At 39.6% G+C, this 15,411-nt stretch carries 18 protein-coding genes and 1 pseudogene; 14 read left to right on the top strand and 5 right to left on the bottom strand.

All coding sequences use genetic code 11. The features are described from left to right. Positions 1 to 6: 6 nt before the first annotated feature. Positions 7 to 318: a HigA family addiction module antitoxin gene (locus L0657_RS16845; protein WP_235151919.1), complete on the top strand. Its 312-nt coding sequence runs from the start codon at positions 7 to 9 to the stop codon at positions 316 to 318. Positions 319 to 333: 15 nt separating this feature from the next. Here L0657_RS16845 and L0657_RS16840 read toward each other — a convergent pair whose 3' ends face one another. From L0657_RS16840 to aat, 3 genes are all read right to left on the bottom strand, one after another. After that, on the bottom strand, positions 334 to 1,584 hold the full coding sequence (locus tag L0657_RS16840; RefSeq protein ID WP_235151918.1) for a glutamate-5-semialdehyde dehydrogenase: 1,251 nt from the start codon (positions 1,582 to 1,584) through the stop codon (positions 334 to 336). A gap of 5 nt (positions 1,585 to 1,589) precedes the next feature. Continuing rightward, positions 1,590 to 2,621 carry a glutamate 5-kinase gene (gene proB, locus L0657_RS16835; protein WP_235151917.1) on the bottom strand — a complete coding sequence of 344 codons (1,032 nt, stop codon included), beginning with the start codon at positions 2,619 to 2,621 and terminating at the stop codon, positions 1,590 to 1,592. A gap of 72 nt (positions 2,622 to 2,693) precedes the next feature. After that, positions 2,694 to 3,323, bottom strand: a complete 630-nt coding sequence (gene aat, locus L0657_RS16830; protein WP_235151916.1) for a leucyl/phenylalanyl-tRNA--protein transferase — start codon at positions 3,321 to 3,323, stop codon at positions 2,694 to 2,696. 362 nt (positions 3,324 to 3,685) lie between these two features. Here aat and L0657_RS16825 point away from each other — a divergent pair, with 362 nt between their 5' ends. The 13 genes and pseudogenes from L0657_RS16825 to hemH all read left to right on the top strand — a co-directional run bounded on the left by L0657_RS16825 (position 3,686) and on the right by hemH (position 12,649). Next, positions 3,686 to 4,396, top strand: coding sequence for a GNAT family N-acetyltransferase (locus L0657_RS16825; RefSeq protein WP_235151915.1), 711 nt, complete (start codon positions 3,686 to 3,688; stop codon positions 4,394 to 4,396). Positions 4,397 to 4,560: 164 nt separating this feature from the next. After that, on the top strand, positions 4,561 to 4,857 hold the full coding sequence (locus L0657_RS16820; RefSeq protein ID WP_235151914.1) for a type II toxin-antitoxin system HigB family toxin: 297 nt from the start codon (positions 4,561 to 4,563) through the stop codon (positions 4,855 to 4,857). A 14-nt stretch (positions 4,858 to 4,871) separates the two neighbouring features. Beyond that, positions 4,872 to 5,276: a type II toxin-antitoxin system HigA family antitoxin gene (locus L0657_RS16815; RefSeq protein WP_235151913.1), complete on the top strand. Its 405-nt coding sequence runs from the start codon at positions 4,872 to 4,874 to the stop codon at positions 5,274 to 5,276. Positions 5,277 to 5,328: 52 nt separating this feature from the next. After that, positions 5,329 to 6,528 carry an argininosuccinate synthase gene (gene argG / locus L0657_RS16810; protein ID WP_235151912.1) on the top strand — a complete coding sequence of 400 codons (1,200 nt, stop codon included), beginning with the start codon at positions 5,329 to 5,331 and terminating at the stop codon, positions 6,526 to 6,528. 135 nt (positions 6,529 to 6,663) lie between these two features. Further along, positions 6,664 to 6,891, top strand: coding sequence for a DUF2281 domain-containing protein (locus L0657_RS16805; protein ID WP_235151911.1), 228 nt, complete (start codon positions 6,664 to 6,666; stop codon positions 6,889 to 6,891). Further along, entirely contained in the window at positions 6,884 to 7,294 is a 411-nt protein-coding gene (locus tag L0657_RS16800) for a type II toxin-antitoxin system VapC family toxin (protein WP_235151910.1), read from the top strand. Before L0657_RS16805 ends, L0657_RS16800 begins: the two co-directional genes overlap by 8 nt. 7 nt (positions 7,295 to 7,301) lie before the next feature. Further along, positions 7,302 to 8,288 carry an N-acetyl-gamma-glutamyl-phosphate reductase gene (argC, locus tag L0657_RS16795; protein ID WP_235151909.1) on the top strand — a complete coding sequence of 329 codons (987 nt, stop codon included), beginning with the start codon at positions 7,302 to 7,304 and terminating at the stop codon, positions 8,286 to 8,288. Positions 8,289 to 8,335: 47 nt separating this feature from the next. Then, complete coding sequence (locus tag L0657_RS16790; RefSeq protein ID WP_235151908.1) at positions 8,336 to 8,563, top strand: hypothetical protein; 228 nt, start codon at positions 8,336 to 8,338, stop codon at positions 8,561 to 8,563. Further along, entirely contained in the window at positions 8,542 to 8,928 is a 387-nt protein-coding gene (locus tag L0657_RS16785; RefSeq protein ID WP_235151907.1) for a type II toxin-antitoxin system VapC family toxin, read from the top strand. The genes L0657_RS16790 and L0657_RS16785 overlap by 22 nt, the downstream gene beginning before the upstream one ends. 14 nt (positions 8,929 to 8,942) lie before the next feature. Continuing rightward, positions 8,943 to 10,076 (top strand): aspartate aminotransferase family protein, encoded by a 1,134-nt coding sequence (locus L0657_RS16780; protein WP_235151906.1) that lies wholly within the window; start codon positions 8,943 to 8,945, stop codon positions 10,074 to 10,076. A gap of 27 nt (positions 10,077 to 10,103) precedes the next feature. After that, positions 10,104 to 10,496, top strand: a pseudogene (locus L0657_RS16775) (GxxExxY protein). A 55-nt stretch (positions 10,497 to 10,551) separates the two neighbouring features. Beyond that, positions 10,552 to 11,505 carry an N-acetylornithine carbamoyltransferase gene (locus L0657_RS16770; protein WP_235151905.1) on the top strand — a complete coding sequence of 318 codons (954 nt, stop codon included), beginning with the start codon at positions 10,552 to 10,554 and terminating at the stop codon, positions 11,503 to 11,505. A gap of 82 nt (positions 11,506 to 11,587) precedes the next feature. After that, positions 11,588 to 12,649, top strand: a complete 1,062-nt coding sequence (gene hemH / locus L0657_RS16765) for a ferrochelatase (protein ID WP_235151904.1) — start codon at positions 11,588 to 11,590, stop codon at positions 12,647 to 12,649. A 167-nt stretch (positions 12,650 to 12,816) separates the two neighbouring features. Here the strand turns inward: hemH and L0657_RS16760 are convergent, their stop codons facing one another. Continuing rightward, a complete protein-coding gene (locus L0657_RS16760; protein WP_235151903.1) occupies positions 12,817 to 13,965 on the bottom strand; it encodes a cysteine desulfurase family protein in 1,149 nt (382 codons plus the stop codon). Next, positions 13,965 to 15,371 carry a phosphoglucosamine mutase gene (gene glmM, locus L0657_RS16755; protein WP_235151902.1) on the bottom strand — a complete coding sequence of 469 codons (1,407 nt, stop codon included), beginning with the start codon at positions 15,369 to 15,371 and terminating at the stop codon, positions 13,965 to 13,967. Before glmM ends, L0657_RS16760 begins: the two co-directional genes overlap by 1 nt. Positions 15,372 to 15,411 lie beyond the last annotated feature (40 nt).

The following is a 15,411-nucleotide window of genomic DNA, read 5'->3' as shown; positions in this document are numbered from 1 at the left end:
CGAGGCATGAAACCTCCACATCCAGGATCAATGATTCGGGATATTATGGAAGGAATAAAAGAGGAGACTGGAAATACTTTGACAATTACTACTGTCGCAAAAGGACTAGGCGTAACGAGGAGTACTGTTTCAGCAATTTTGAATGAACGCCAGGGAATAAACTCAGAAATGGCGATTCGTTTGTCTGAGGCATTTGGTTCATCGCCTCAATTTTGGGTAAAATTGCAATCAGACTATGATCTCTGGCACGCCGACAAGAAAGTGAACAAAAGTGAAGTGAGACATTTCTTGTCACCAAGAACGTTAGAATCTGCGTAGTGACAAGAAATGATATTACGCCCTAATTTGCCCGTCACCCCTCACAACCCATTTTTCAGTCACCAGTTTTTCCAAAGCGAAAGGTCCACGGGCGTGTAGTTTTTGTGTTGAAATTCCAATTTCAGCACCCAATGCAAAAACCCCACCGTCTGTAAAACGCGTTGAAGCATTGGCATATACCGCAGCTGCATCTACCTCATTTAAAAACTTTTCAATCGCGGCAGCATCTTTTGAAATAATCGCTTCGGAGTGACTTGATGAGAAATTATAGATATGATCAATTGCGGCGTCTAGTCCGTCGACAATTTTTATAGAGCATTTATAATCAAGAAATTCTCTTCCAAAATCTTCCGGTTCCGCTTTCTGTAAAAATGGATATTCTGCTTTTTGAAGAATTTCGAACGAAGTTTCATCTGCGAAAACTTCTATGTTCCAGTTTATAAAATCCTCTTTTAGCGTTGGTAAAAACGCAGCAGCAACTTCTCTGTCTACTAATACTGTATCCAGCGCATTACAAGCCGACGGGCGGGAAACTTTTGCGTTTACCACAATATTCTTCGCCTTTTCTAGATCAGCTGTTTTATCAACATACGTATGACAAACACCAGCTCCGGTTTCGATGGTTGGTACCAGGGAATTTTTTCGAACAAACTGAATAAGTCCTTCCGAACCGCGTGGAATAATGATATCCACGTATTTTGTTGCAGTCAAAAGTTCATTGACAAATTTCCGGTCAGTCGGCAAAAGCATCACCGCAGCCTCATCAATACCCATTTCAGCAAGACTTTCATGGATTAAACCTACCAGATAAGTATTTGAAAAATGCGCTTCTTTTCCACCTTTCAAAACACAGGCATTTCCTGAACGCAAACAAAGCGACGCTACGTCAAGCGTAACATTCGGCCTGGATTCGTAAATAACGCCGACCACGCCAAGCGGGACAGTCAATTTTTGTAATGACATTCCCTGCTCTATTGTTTTTTCCAACAAAACTTCTCCCGTCGGATCCGGCAAAGCGGCCACATCACGTAAACTTTGGGCTAAATCAATAATCCTTTTTTCATTCAAAAGCAGTCGATCTTTCTTGGGGTCGGCATCATCCATTAACACCAGATCCTTTTGGTTTTCTGAGATGATGTTAGCTTTATTTGCCAAAACTTTGTCCGCCAAAGCATTAAGCAAATCCGCTCTCTGTTTGTCAGATAATTTCCGAACCGCCACCGAGGCATCTTTCGTTGCTTTTAAAAGAGGTATTATAGATTCCAATTTCATTATAATAAAACGATATCGTTGGCGTGTGCCACTTCAAAATTCAATGTTTTCAAATTCACTTTTATAGCACCAGAAGTTTCTCTTGCACGTGCTACTGCGATCATTTCCTGCTCCGGAGAATAAATTTCAATTATTTCTCCCGCTTCAAAATCTCCGGTTACTTCTGTGACACCAACGGCCAATAAGCTTTTTCTTTTCAATAATGCCTTGGTTGCGCCTTCGTCCACCTGCAATCTTCCTGAAACCAATCCTCCGCTTCCTAGCCAGCGGTTTCTTGCGGATAATGTACTTTTTTCAGGACTCATTTCCGTACCGGCTTTTCCTTCCAACGCTTTCAATAATTCGTCCTGTTGTTTCATTCCAAAAATGAAAACCTTGATGCCCATACGGGTAGCAAGTTTGGCGAAAGTCAATTTGGAAGCCATTCCGCCTAAACCAAGAAAAGATTTATCAGTTCGTACGAATTTAAAAACCTCATTAACATTGGATACGTTCCCGATAATTTTCCCCTCTTCGTCCAGCAATCCGCCAACCGAAGTACAAAACATCAATGTTTCAGCTCCAAAACCAACGGCTAGTAAAGTTGCCAACTCATCATTATCCGAAAATTTCAACTCACGATCACTGACAACGTCATTCTCATTAACAATGGGAATAATATTGTTTTGCCACAATTCTTCAAACGTATTTTTCAACTGCAAAAACTTATTGCGGTTGGCAAAATGCTGACGTTCACAAAGACTTTGCGCAATAAAAATGCCATTGGGCGCGAAATAACTGGCATATAGTCCAACCAATAACGGATTTCCGACAGACGCTGCCGCTTTCCGCTGCGTCATCGTTCCTTTATAATCATTGATATAAGCTTTTCCGGCCCCCACCGCTCCTGATGAAACGATGATGATGCGATAGCTGGGATGTAGCAAAGAAACCTGACGGGCAACTTCTGAAATAATCGTAACATCGGGCTCACCGGAAGGAAGCGTGATAGACGCCGTCCCGAACTTGATAACAAGAATTGATTTTGACACTTTGAGAATACTTAAAATACTTCTTACGCCAGGAACGGCTTTTCAGGCTAAAATTACTGAGTTAGCCGGTTATTAAAAAGCGGAATGTTTGGGCGGTGAGGTTTGCGGCGGATTCAAAAGGAATTTCCTGTTCAGTTGCAGCGCTTTTTTCAGCTTTTCCATATAGTCGGTTCGCGGAATTTCGATGGCGCCGTAGCGCAAAACATTATCGTTTATGAATTGCGTGTCCAGTAATTGATACCCGTTCGCCCGAAGAATTTCGATCAGATAATGAAAAGCAACCTTGGAAGAATTTGGTTCGGTATAAAACATGGATTCTCCAAAAAATACGCCACCTATTGATACACCATATAAGCCACCGACCAGTTTATTTTCCCGGTAAGCCTCAACACTGTGTGCATAACCGAGTTTATGTAAATTGGTATAAGCAAAAATGATGTCGTCAGAGATCCAGGTTCCATCTTCCTGGGAACGAGGCGCTGCACAACCACGCATAACACCTTCAAAATCAAAATCGACCCTGATTTCAAAAGTTCTTTTATTAATGACTGATCTCAGTGACTTGTGTGGTTTGTAAGAGTCTATAGGAATAACAGCCCTGGGATCGGGGGAATACCAATAGATTGTTCCATCCGGCTCAGCCATAGGGAAAATTCCATTGATGTATCCGTAAAGAAGGTCGTCAGCTGTCAGGGTTGTCATTCCAAAAATTCATTCAAAATTATAAGACCGATGCAAGCTAGAAAATTTGTTGTTATGCCCGAATATTTTTTCCATAGGACGAACTATAAAAATATAATGCATGTTTCTTTCAAGTAACATTTTTTTTTACAAAATTTGCATCCTCTTAGACGGACCAACCAAGTCAAATGAATAGCAACGGAATACATACTGTTCTTCATACTACACCTTTCAGGTTTAGGTCCCCCAGGACCGTCTAACTCTTGTTTACCTATGTGGTAAAACTTCTATCCCCGTCTTTTTTAAATTTTTGAAACGTCCCATCGTAGTTTTCTGGGAATTTAATTTTTGTTTCGAACAATTTTTCGTCAGTACATTCATAAATGAAAAATACCGAAGTAGTAGGCTGTAAGTTTATTGTACAAGCTGCCAATGAAAATCATCTCCATTTTGCCGAAACTATTTGTGCAGAAATGGAAGAGAGTGCCAAAAAACGTGGTACTGGTATAGCAAAACGCTCTCCTGTTTATATCATGGAAAAAATGGTAGAAGGAAAAGCGATTATTGCCACTACTGACACGGGAGAATGGGTAGGTTTTTGTTATATCGAAACCTGGGAACACGGCAAATTTGTCGCCAATTCCGGTCTGATCGTACATCCGAATTTCCGTCAGAGCGGGATGGCAAAAGCGATTAAGCAAAAAGCATTTGAACTTTCACGTAAAAAATACCCTGATGCCAAAATTATTGGTATCACCACCAGCTTGCCGGTAATGAAGATCAACTCCGATCTGGGTTACGAACCTGTTACTTTCAGCGAACTTCCTGCGGATGACGCGTTCTGGAAAGGCTGTGCGAGCTGTGTAAATTATGATGTACTGAGTCGTACGGGCAGAAAACACTGCTTGTGCACCGGCATGATGTACAATCCTGAAGATCACAAGGAAGTCGAGGCGAAACATGAAAAAGATTCATGGGATTTCTTGAAAGAATCGAGTCTTTACGAGCGCTGGATGCGTATTAAACAACGTATTTTGCTGCGAAGGGAAGAACGTGCCAAAAAGAAAAATGCCGAGGCGATGCTCGTACACTAAGTACAGCACTCATATTATTGATTATTATATCATTCTAAATACCTCGCCCGGCAGCTTTTAAACTCCGATGCGAGGTATTTTTCGTTACATACTGAATTAAAATAGCGATAAAGGAATAAGCTTTTCCCAATTCGGGAATACTTGAGTACTTTTACACACACAAAATGAGAATTTTTACTAGAAGCACACTTAGAGATTTTTGGGATAGATCGCCAGATGCAAGGCCTGCTTTGGAATTTTGGTACGATACCATTGAAAAAACGCACTTTAAAAGCCCTAATGAGGTAATTAAGTTTTTCAAAAATGCCGATACAATTGGAAATGGAAGAATAGTATTTAATATAACTCATAATAAATACCGACTGATTGCCAAATTTGAATACGATAAGCAGTTTGTTTTTGTTAGGTTCTTAGGTACTCATATTGAATACGATAAAATTGAAAATATTAAGAACATATAATCATTCAAAGCAATATGAAAACACTTGCAATAAATTTGGATGACATTGTTATCAGACCAATTACCAATTCAGTAGATTTTGAGGAGGCATCTAAAATAATTGATGCTTTAATAGATGCTGACCTATTGGAAGATTTGAAACTACGCAAAAGAGCCTTGGATATTTTAGAAGCAGTTACGGTTTTGGCTATTGACTATGAAAAAAGGCATTTCCCAATTCCAAAACCAGATCCAATTGAAGCAATTAAGGAACGAATGAGTCAACTGCATTTGACGCGGAAAGATGTTGCTCCTTACTTCGGTGGGGAGAATAGAGTTTCTGAAGTATTGAATAAGAAAAGGAACCTGACAATTAAAATGATTAGGGAATTAAATAAGAACTTAGGAATACCCGTAGATACGTTACTAACAGTTAGTTAGTCAACAATTAATGAAAATTTAAAATAGTACAAGAATCATATTAATAAATATAATGTCACAGCCCAAAGTAGTATTAGCGTTTAGTGGAGGATTGGATACCTCATTTTGTGTAAAGTATTTAGCCGAAGATAAAGGCTATGAAGTTTATTCAGTTTTGGTTGACACCGGTGGTTTCACAGAAGAAGACCTTAAAACTATTGAAGGGAATGCCTATTCGTTAGGTGTGAAAAGTCATGCTACTATATCAAAAACAACAGATTACTACAACGATTGTATTAAATATCTGATTTTTGGTAATGTTTTAAAAAATAACACGTACCCACTTTCTGTAAGTGCTGAGCGCATTTTTCAGGCCGTTGCTGTTGCTGAATACGCAAAAGAAATTGGTGCTACGGCGATTGCGCACGGAAGTACCGGGGCCGGAAATGACCAGGTTCGTTTCGATATGGCGTTTCGTATAATCATTCCGGAAGCTGAAATTATCACACCGATCCGTGACCTAAAACTTTCACGTGAGGCTGAAATTGAATATCTGACTAAAAAAGGAGTTGGTCGCGAATGGGCCAAAGCTGCATATAGTATCAACAAAGGTCTTTGGGGAACTTCGGTTGGTGGTAAAGAAACTTTGACATCCGAAAAATACCTTCCGGAAGAAGCATGGCCAACGCAGGTTTCTAAAACTGAACCTGAAACGATCACGCTGGAATTCGTTGAAGGTGAATTGAAAGGTGTTGCTGGCGAATCTTTTGAAAATCCGGTGCAGGCAATTCAGAAATTGGCAGCCATCGCGCAGCCATTTGGAATCGGCCGTGATATTCATGTGGGTGATACGATTATTGGTATTAAAGGTCGCGTTGGTTTCGAAGCCGCTGCTCCTTTGATTATCATTAAAGCACATCATACGCTTGAAAAACACGTTTTGAGCGAGCAGCAACTTTACTGGAAAGAACAACTTTCTAATACTTACGGGACGCTACTTCACAAAGGACAGTTCACGGAACCCGTTATGCGTAATATTGAGGCGTTTTTATCTGATACGCAATCTCATGTTACCGGAAAAGTACACGTACATCTTGCGCCATACCGTTTCTACGTAGAAGGAATCGAATCTCCATTTGATCTAATGTCTTCGAAATTTGGGAGTTATGGTGAAATGAATAATGCCTGGACAGGTGACGACGTAAGAGGATTCTCAAAAGTCGCTTCGAATCAGGTGATGATTTATCAGAAAGTTAGCGAGAGTAATGGTTAAGGGTTAATTGTTAAGGGTTAATTGTTAAGGGTTAATTATTAATGATTGGGAAGTGAAAAAATCAAGTATTGCTGAAAAGTAATTTCCATAATGGGTTAAAACGCATTTCAGCAATATTTTCTAAATACTTTTAAGATGAGCAAGAGCGAACTTCAAAATGAGATTGTTAAAGCAACCGAAGAATTACCAGAATTGCTGGTAAAGGAAATTCTTGATTTTGCAGAATTCTTGATAAACAAGCAAGCAAAATCGTCCAATGAACAAATAAGATTGGAACTAGATAGCTTGTCTCAATCAGAAATCTCTCACTTAGAAGAGGAATTCACTGGATATAAATTAACTTATCCCAAAATAAATGACTGACATTCCTCGGGAATATGTTGCCGATACTATGGCGGTAGTAATTTGGTTAGAGCAAAGAAAATTACCGCTTACAATTACCGAAATATTTGAAATGTCAAATCATATTGATAGTAACATATCAATTTGGATTCCAGCTATTGTCTTGGCAGAAATTGGATATTTGTTTGAAAAGGGAAGAATTGAAACTTCGCTTAAAGATGTCCAGTCGCTAATAGAATCTTGTAATAGCTTTAAAATAGCTGAGCTAACAAATGAAATTATTCTCAAATCTTTTGAAATAAAAGATACTCCGGAACTGCACGATCGGCTGATTGCTGGAACGGCATATACATTTAATTGCCCTTTTTTAACAAATGATCCTAAAATTGAAAAATCGTCATTTGTAAAAACAATGTGGAAATGAACAAATTATGGACAAAAAAATAAATATAGGCATCATCGGTGCTGCTGGTTACACAGGAGGAGAATTATTGAGAATTGTCATAAACCATCCGAATGTAAATATTGCCTTTGCGCATAGTAAAAGCCAGATCGGGAAGCCGGTTTATGCAACGCATACAGAGTTATTGGGTGATACAGAGCTGACTTTTTCAGGAGAGGATATTCAAACCTTATTGAATCAGGAAAGTCTGAACGCGATTTTCTTGTGCTCAGGTCACGGAGAATCAAAGAAGTTTTTGGATGAATATAACGTTCCAGAAACTGTAAAAATCATTGATTTGAGCACTGATTTCCGTGATGAATCAAATGGGTTCACGTATGGTTTACCAGAACTTCAAAAAGAAAAAATAAAGACTTCGACCAAGATTGCTAATCCTGGTTGTTTTGCGACGAGTATTGAGCTGGCGATTTTACCGTTGGCGAATGCTGGTTTATTGAAGGACGACGTCCATGTAAGTGCTGTGACAGGAAGTACCGGTGCTGGTCAGTCGCTAAGTGCAACGACACATTTTTCATGGAGAAACAATAACCTGTCTATTTACAAGGCTTTTAGTCACCAACATTTGACTGAAATAAAAATGAGCCTAAAGAAATTGCAGGCTGGTTTTGACAAGGCAGTGAATTTCGTTCCTTATCGCGGTGATTTTACCCGTGGAATCATGGCTAATGTTTACACGCCGTATTCAGGAACAATTGAAGAAGCGAAAGAATTATATAAAAACTATTACGCAGAACATCCATTCACGCATGTAAGCGATTCGCCTATTGATGTAAAGCAGGTTGTTAATACCAATAAATGTTTCATTCATTTGGAAGTTCATGATGGTCAATTGTTGATCAGCAGTATCATTGATAATTTAACAAAAGGTGCTTCCGGACAAGCGGTTCAAAACCTGAACCTGATCTTCGGATTACCTGAAGATGCAGGATTAAGGTTGAAGGCACCATCATTTTAAGAAATTTTTGTTATTGCAGGAAGTTGAAATGATTAATTTTCATTATTATGAACGATTTACTCCTGGCCTATAACCAGCTTGACGAGATTCAGCGGAGGCAATTAATTACTTATGCCGATACCTTATTGGCGCAGCAGAAAGCCAAGCAGTCCGAGGGAAACCTTGCAGGATGGAAGGAAAAAATTAAGTCTGTTTCAACCTGGAATGATGATGAAATTAAGATTATTGAAGAAAATAGTAAAAAATTAAATCAATGGGAAATTCCGGAATGGTAATCGATACCGGCATATTCATTGAATATCTTAGGAAACAAGATAAGTCAAAAACAATTTTAGCGTCTTTACCAAACAACGCGGTGCTTTTTGTATCAGCAGTAACTGTTTATGAATTAATGATGGGAGCAACCGATTTGCAAAAGAAAAGTGACGTTGAAATATTATTAGATGGTGTATCGGTGTTGCCATTTACAGCCGAAGTTTCATTAAAAGCTGCTGAAATTTACCATAGCCTGCGAAGGCAAAACTTATTGATTGAGTTCCGGGATATTTTCATAGCAGCAACTGCCTTAACTTTTCAATTACCTGTAAAGACCTTAAATCAAAAACATTTTCAAAGAATCGATTCTTTGGAATTGATCTGATAAACAATATTACTATGTCACACTTATTTGATGTATACCCCCTTTACGATATAGAACCTGTAAAAGCTGAAGGCAGTTATTTATGGGATACGAATGGTACAAAATACCTGGATCTTTATGGCGGTCACGCTGTGATTTCCGTTGGACATTGTCATCCGTATTATGTCGATATGTTAAGCAAGCAGCTTCATGCGATTAATTTTTACTCGAATTCTGTAAAAATTTCTTTACAGGAAGAATTGGCTGAGAAACTTGGAGACCTTTCTGGTTATCCGGATTACAAACTTTTTCTGGTAAACTCTGGTGCAGAAGCGAATGAAAATGCTTTAAAATTGGCGTCATTTCATACAGGTCGTTCGAAAGTAGTTGCTTTTACAAAAGCGTTTCACGGACGTACCGCCGGCGCTGTTGCGGCAACTGACAATCCGTCGATCGTTGCTCCTGTGAATTATAATAAACATGTTACTTTTCTTCCTTTCAATGATATTGAGGCATTGGAAGAAGGTATTACTGACGAAGTTTGTGCAGTAATTGTGGAAGGAATCCAGGGTGTTGGCGGAATTCAAGTTAGCAGTGATGAATTTCTTCAGGCTTTGCGTAAAAGATGTGACGAAACCGGAGCTGTTTTGATTCTGGATAGTGTGCAGTGTGGTTATGGCCGTACCGGGAAATTCTTCTCGCACCAGTTCAGCGGAATTGATCCGGATCTGATGACAATGGCGAAAGGTATGGGTAATGGTTTTCCAATCGGTGGTGTTTTAATTTCTCCGAAATTCAAAGCCAGCTACGGTTTGCTTGGTACAACTTTTGGTGGAAATCATATGGCTTGTGCAGCGGGAATTGCTGTGCTTGACATTATGAAAAACGAAAACCTTTTGGATAATGCTTCCGAGATTGGCGAATATCTGATGAATGGTATCAAGGAAATTGGTGGATATAAAGAACTCCGCGGCCGAGGTTTGATGATCGGAATTGAATACGATTTCCCAGTGAAAGATCTTCGGAATAAATTGTTATTTGAGCATAAGATGTTCACGGGCGTTGCGGGAGCTAATACGATTCGGTTGTTGCCTTCGCTTGCACTTGGTAAGGTCGAGGCTGATTTGTTTTTGGAAGCTTTAAGAACAGAAGTAACTAGCCTTTCTTAACCGCAATAGGCGCAATAGGTGTTCGCAATGGACGCAATGGATATTTTTGAGAATAGAATTGCAAAACAAATCTATTTTTGTGCCCTGAAAGTACATAAGACATTGGGGCTAGGTTTACTGGAATCTGCTTATGAAGAATGTCTATACTATGAAATTAAAAAAGAGGGGCTTTTAGTTAAAAAGCAAAAAGCACTTCCTCTTTTATATGAAGATATCAGACTTTAAGTCGGATATAGAATAGATTTATTGGTAGAGAATTGTGTAATCGTTGAAATAAAAGCTGTTGAAGCATTGAACGATGTGCATGTTGCTCAATTATTAACTTATCTAAAACTAACGAATTGCAAACTCGAACTATTGATTAATTTCAATGTCGCATTAATAAAAAACGGTGTCAAAAGATTGGCAAACGGATTATAATTTATTGCGTCCATTGCGAAAACAATTGCGTCCATTGCGGTTAAATACAACATTAATGAAACATTTCCTTTCCTTTGCCGACGTCTCAGATCTGAATCAGCTCATCAACAGTGGGATTGAAGCGAAACGTAATCCCTTTGCTGACGAAACACTTGGCAAACACAAGACCATCGGTTTGATGTTCTTCAATTCAAGTTTACGTACCCGTATAAGTACCCAAAAAGCGGCGGCGAACTTAGGCTTGAACGTCATTGTCATGAATGTTGGGCAGGATAGCTGGGGACTTGAAATGGAAGAAGGTGTCATCATGAATGGTACCAAAGCCGAACACGTAAAAGAAGCAGCAGCAATTATGGGTCGCTACTGCAACATCATCGCTATCCGGTCCTTTGCCGAGCTTGAAGATCGTGATAAGGACTACGCAGAAACTGTTTTTCAACAATTCAAAAAATACGCCGAGGTTCCGATCGTAAACCTGGAATCGGCAACACGCCATCCGCTGCAATCTCTGGCCGACTGTATCACCATTGAAGAATTCAAGATTAAAGAACGTCCAAAAGTAGTTCTAACCTGGTTACCCCATTTTAAAGCACTACCCCAGGCCGTAGCAAATTCCTTCTGCGAATGGATGAATCCTATGAATGTCGAACTGGTGATCACGCACCCGGAAGGATATGATCTTGACCCTAAATTTGTTGGTAAAGGACAAGTGATTTATGACCAGGATAAAGCCCTGGAAGGAGCCGATTTTGTTTATGGAAAGAACTGGTCGTCCTATACATATTATGGTCAGGTTTTAACCCAAGACCCTTCCTGGATGATCACAGAGGCAAAAATGGCCCTAACAGACAATGGAAAATTCATGCACTGCCTTCCGCTGAGACGTAACATGAAAGTGGCTGACGAAGTACTGGACAGCCCTCGTTCACTGGTTATTGAGCAGGCAGCCAACAGAGAGTGGTCGGCTCAGGCTGTTTTGAAAGAAATTTTATTGGGCCTGAACGTATAAAAAAATATCATCCCCTGAACTTTGTAGACGCAGGATATAGTTATATAATTTAATAACGAATCCCGCTGTAAAACATATAAAAATGAATACCGAAACGCTGACAACTCCATCTTTATTAAAAGAAAAACCTGTTGGAAAAACAGGCGTTTTGATTGTAAACCTGGGCACACCGGATAGTCCTTCCGTTCCCGACGTAAGAAAATATCTGCGTGAATTTTTAATGGATGAACGTGTAATTGATATACCTTATCTAAATCGCTGGTTACTGATCAATTTAATCATCGCACCTTTCCGCGCACCAAAATCCGCAAAAATTTACCAGGAACTTTGGACACCGGAAGGATCGCCGTTGAAGATTTATGGAGAGTCTGTTGAAAAAAAATTACAAAAGGTTTTGGGTGATGACTTCGTGGTGAAACTAGCCATGCGTTATCAAAGTCCAAGTATTGAAAATGGTTTGAACGAGCTCAGAAAACTTTGTCTTTCTGAAATTATCGTTGTTCCTTTTTTCCCTCAATATGCTTCCGCTTCAACGGGTTCTGTTTACAAGAAAGTAATGGAAGTTGTGAAAGACTGGGAAGTTTTACCAGAAATTAAATTTATCAATCGTTTTCTGGATCATCCAAAATTTGTTGAGGGTTTTGTGAATCTTGGCAAAAAATATATGGCCCAGCGCGAATATGATCATTTTGTTTTTAGTTATCACGGCATCCCCGAAAGACAAATTACAAAAGGCGATGTCGCTAATTATTGTCAGTTCGGTACTTGCTGTGATACTCTAAACGAGAAGAACCAGCATTGTTATCGAGCTCAGTGTTACGAAACAACCCGACTTTTTGTAAAAGGTATGGGAATTCCGGAAGGAAAATATACTGTTGCTTTCCAATCCAGACTTGGAAAAACGCCTTGGATCAAACCTTATACGGACGAATTGATTCCTGAGCTTGTGAAAAAAGGAGTAAAAAGTGTACTCGCATTTTCCCCGGCTTTTGTATCCGATTGCCTGGAAACAACGATTGAGGTTGGTGAAGAATATAAAGAGATCTTTGAAAAAGAAGGCGGCGAACACTGGCAATTGGTGGAAAGTCTGAACGATAGTGATATCTGGATTGAGGCGTTGGAGGATATGGTTCGGAAGGCGTAATTTTCCTGGTCAGGTTTTGTCAGGAAATTGTCATTTGTTGTCAGGGGTTGTCGTGGCTTGATTGGTGATTTGTAGGATAAATATTTCAAAAAGAGTCTATAAAGAAAAAGAAGTCAACTTTGGGGTTGACTTCTTTTTGTTTATAGTCTTAATTATTTTATCAGCTTTTACAGCATAACCGATTCTTTACGGTAAAGTTCTGCTAGTGTTTCCACTGCATAATCAACTTCTTCTGCTGTATTATATTTTCCGAAAGAAAAACGAACATTTGCTCTATCCGGATTGATCTGGATTTCGGTTAAAACGTGAGATCCAACATCTGTTCCGCTTGCACAGGCACTTCCCCCGGAAACTGCTATGCCGGCAATATCCATATTGAAAAGCAGCATATCACTTAATCCCGAAGGAGGTAAACTGACACTTAAAACAGTATATAAACTTTCATCAAGTGACGACGATTTTCCGTTGAATGAAACACCTTCGATATTTTCACGAAGCTTGTGAATCATTCTTGTTTTAAGGTTTTCAATATGCGCACGATGCTGATCCATATCCCGGTAAGCTATTTCAAGTGCCTTCGCCAAACCTACAATTCCGTATACATTTTCAGTACCGCCTCGCATGTTACGCTCCTGAGCACCGCCGTGTACGAATGGAAAAATCTTAGTTCCCGGTTTCACGTATAGAAATCCGATACCTTTTGGACCATGAAACTTATGAGCCGAACCAACGATGAAATTGGTTTTCAATTGCTGCAAGTCATGTTTATAATGACCCATGGTTTGTACCGTATCACTATGAAATATCGCGTCGTAATGTTTGCACAAATCACCAACAACATCAAGATCAAGTAAATTTCCAATCTCATTATTTCCATGCATTAAGGAAACAAGTGAGCGGGAATTTGTTTGCAAAAGTGTTTCCAGATGTCCCAGATCCACATCGCCTTTTTCATTCAGATTGACAAAACTTAATTCAATCTGTCCGGATTTTGCCAAATGCTCCAAGGTGTGAAGCACGGCATGATGTTCAATTTTCGAAGTGATGGCATGTTTCAGGCCAAAAGTTTCGATGCTTGAACGGATCGCTGTGTTATCTGCTTCTGTTCCGCCGGAGGTAAAAAATATTTCGGCAGGTGCTGCATTTAATATGCCTGCTACACTTTTCCGTGCTCTTTCCACCGCGGAACGAACTGCACGTCCATAAGAATGGATTGAAGAAGGATTACCATAAGTCTCTGTCATCAGAGGCAACATGGTTTCCAAAACTTCCTGATCCAGACGGGTCGTGGCAGCGTTATCAAAATAGGCTTTCATTATTTGTTTTTCGGTTCTGAAATTATTTCCTTGATATCGGAAATGATTTTATTTGCCAGATTAACAGCCGTTGTCAATGTTTCTGATTCTGAATAGATACGGATAATCGGTTCTGTATTCGATTTACGCAAATGAACCCATTCCCGGTTAAATTCAATTCTTACTCCATCAATAGTACTCAATGGCTGCTTGGAATATTTTGTCTGAATACGGCTCAGAATATTATCAACATTAATATCCGGCGTTAATTCAATTTTATTTTTTGAAATATAATAACTTGGATAAGATTTCCGGAGTACAGATGCAGTCTTTCCAAACTTGGCTAAATGCGTTAGAAATAATCCAATTCCTACCAGAGCATCCCGGCCATAATGACTTTCAGGATATATAACTCCGCCATTTCCTTCACCGCCAATGATTGCATTATTTGCTTTCATTGTTGTAACCACATTCACCTCACCGACAGCAGAAGCAAAATATTCGCCTCCCGCTTTTAACGTGACATCTTTTAAAGCCGCCGTAGAAGATAAGTTTGAAACTGTATTTCCTGGTGTATTTTTAAGAACGTAATCAGCAACTGCAACCAGAGTATATTCTTCACCAAACGGCGATCCATCCTCACATATCAGAGCCAGACGGTCGACATCAGGGTCAACGACAATACCAAGATTAAACGCACCATCCTTTAATTCTTTGCTGATATCCCGCAAATGTTCGGGGAGTGGTTCTGGGTTATGTGCAAAATTACCCGTTGGCTCACAATGTAACTTTTTAATATTTTTTGTTTCAACACCTAATGCTTCAAGCAACATCGGAACCACAATTCCCCCTGTTGAATTCACAGCGTCGACAACTATTTTGAAATTGGCAGCCTTGATCGCTTCAACATCCACAAGTGATAATGAAAGGATATGATCAATGTGTTTTTGAAGATAAGTATCGTCGGCACGATAACTTCCGAGTTTTTTAACATCAGGAAAAAGAAAATCTTCTTCATCAGCGATTCTCAAAATCTCTGTTCCTTCTTCTTCCGAAATAAATTCTCCGTCGTGATTAAGCAATTTTAAAGCATTCCACTGAATAGGATTATGGCTTGCGGTAAGGATAATTCCTCCCGCTGCTTCCTCGGCCGTAACCGCAATTTCGACCGTAGGAGTCGTGGAAAGCCCTAAATCGATAACGTTAAGACCTACACCTTGTAGGGTACCCGCCACCAAACGGCTTACCATTTCGCCCGAAAGCCTGGCATCACGTCCGATAACTACTTTTAAATTTTGTGGATTTGTCCTCCTCAACCAAGTGCCATATGCAGCAGCAAACTTAACAACATCAATTGGAGTCAGTGCATCTCCGGATTTCCCTCCTATTATCCCTCTGATTCCTGATATAGATTTGATTAACGTCACGATCTAGTATTCCTCTGTTTGTTACGATACAAAAATAACA

It is taken from the genome of Dyadobacter sp. CY345, from assembly GCF_021502725.1.
Classification (GTDB): Bacteria; Bacteroidota; Bacteroidia; order Cytophagales; family Spirosomataceae; genus Dyadobacter.
This window is presented reverse-complemented; position numbering and strand designations above follow the sequence as displayed.

Coding starts and splice junctions, on each gene's coding strand:
- L0657_RS16845 (WP_235151919.1), top strand. CDS start 7: ATGAAACCTCCACATCCAGGATCAATGATTCGGGATATTATGGAAGGA.
- L0657_RS16760 (WP_235151903.1), bottom strand. CDS start 13,965: ATGAAAGCCTATTTTGATAACGCTGCCACGACCCGTCTGGATCAGGAA.
- L0657_RS16790 (WP_235151908.1), top strand. CDS start 8,336: ATGAACGATTTACTCCTGGCCTATAACCAGCTTGACGAGATTCAGCGG.
- L0657_RS16815 (WP_235151913.1), top strand. CDS start 4,872: ATGAAAACACTTGCAATAAATTTGGATGACATTGTTATCAGACCAATT.
- L0657_RS16800 (WP_235151910.1), top strand. CDS start 6,884: ATGACTGACATTCCTCGGGAATATGTTGCCGATACTATGGCGGTAGTA.
- argG (WP_235151912.1), top strand. CDS start 5,329: ATGTCACAGCCCAAAGTAGTATTAGCGTTTAGTGGAGGATTGGATACC.
- L0657_RS16820 (WP_235151914.1), top strand. CDS start 4,561: ATGAGAATTTTTACTAGAAGCACACTTAGAGATTTTTGGGATAGATCG.
- hemH (WP_235151904.1), top strand. CDS start 11,588: ATGAATACCGAAACGCTGACAACTCCATCTTTATTAAAAGAAAAACCT.
- L0657_RS16770 (WP_235151905.1), top strand. CDS start 10,552: ATGAAACATTTCCTTTCCTTTGCCGACGTCTCAGATCTGAATCAGCTC.
- L0657_RS16785 (WP_235151907.1), top strand. CDS start 8,542: ATGGGAAATTCCGGAATGGTAATCGATACCGGCATATTCATTGAATAT.
- L0657_RS16780 (WP_235151906.1), top strand. CDS start 8,943: ATGTCACACTTATTTGATGTATACCCCCTTTACGATATAGAACCTGTA.
- aat (WP_235151916.1), bottom strand. CDS start 3,323: ATGACAACCCTGACAGCTGACGACCTTCTTTACGGATACATCAATGGA.
- argC (WP_235151909.1), top strand. CDS start 7,302: ATGGACAAAAAAATAAATATAGGCATCATCGGTGCTGCTGGTTACACA.
- L0657_RS16825 (WP_235151915.1), top strand. CDS start 3,686: ATGAAAAATACCGAAGTAGTAGGCTGTAAGTTTATTGTACAAGCTGCC.
- L0657_RS16805 (WP_235151911.1), top strand. CDS start 6,664: ATGAGCAAGAGCGAACTTCAAAATGAGATTGTTAAAGCAACCGAAGAA.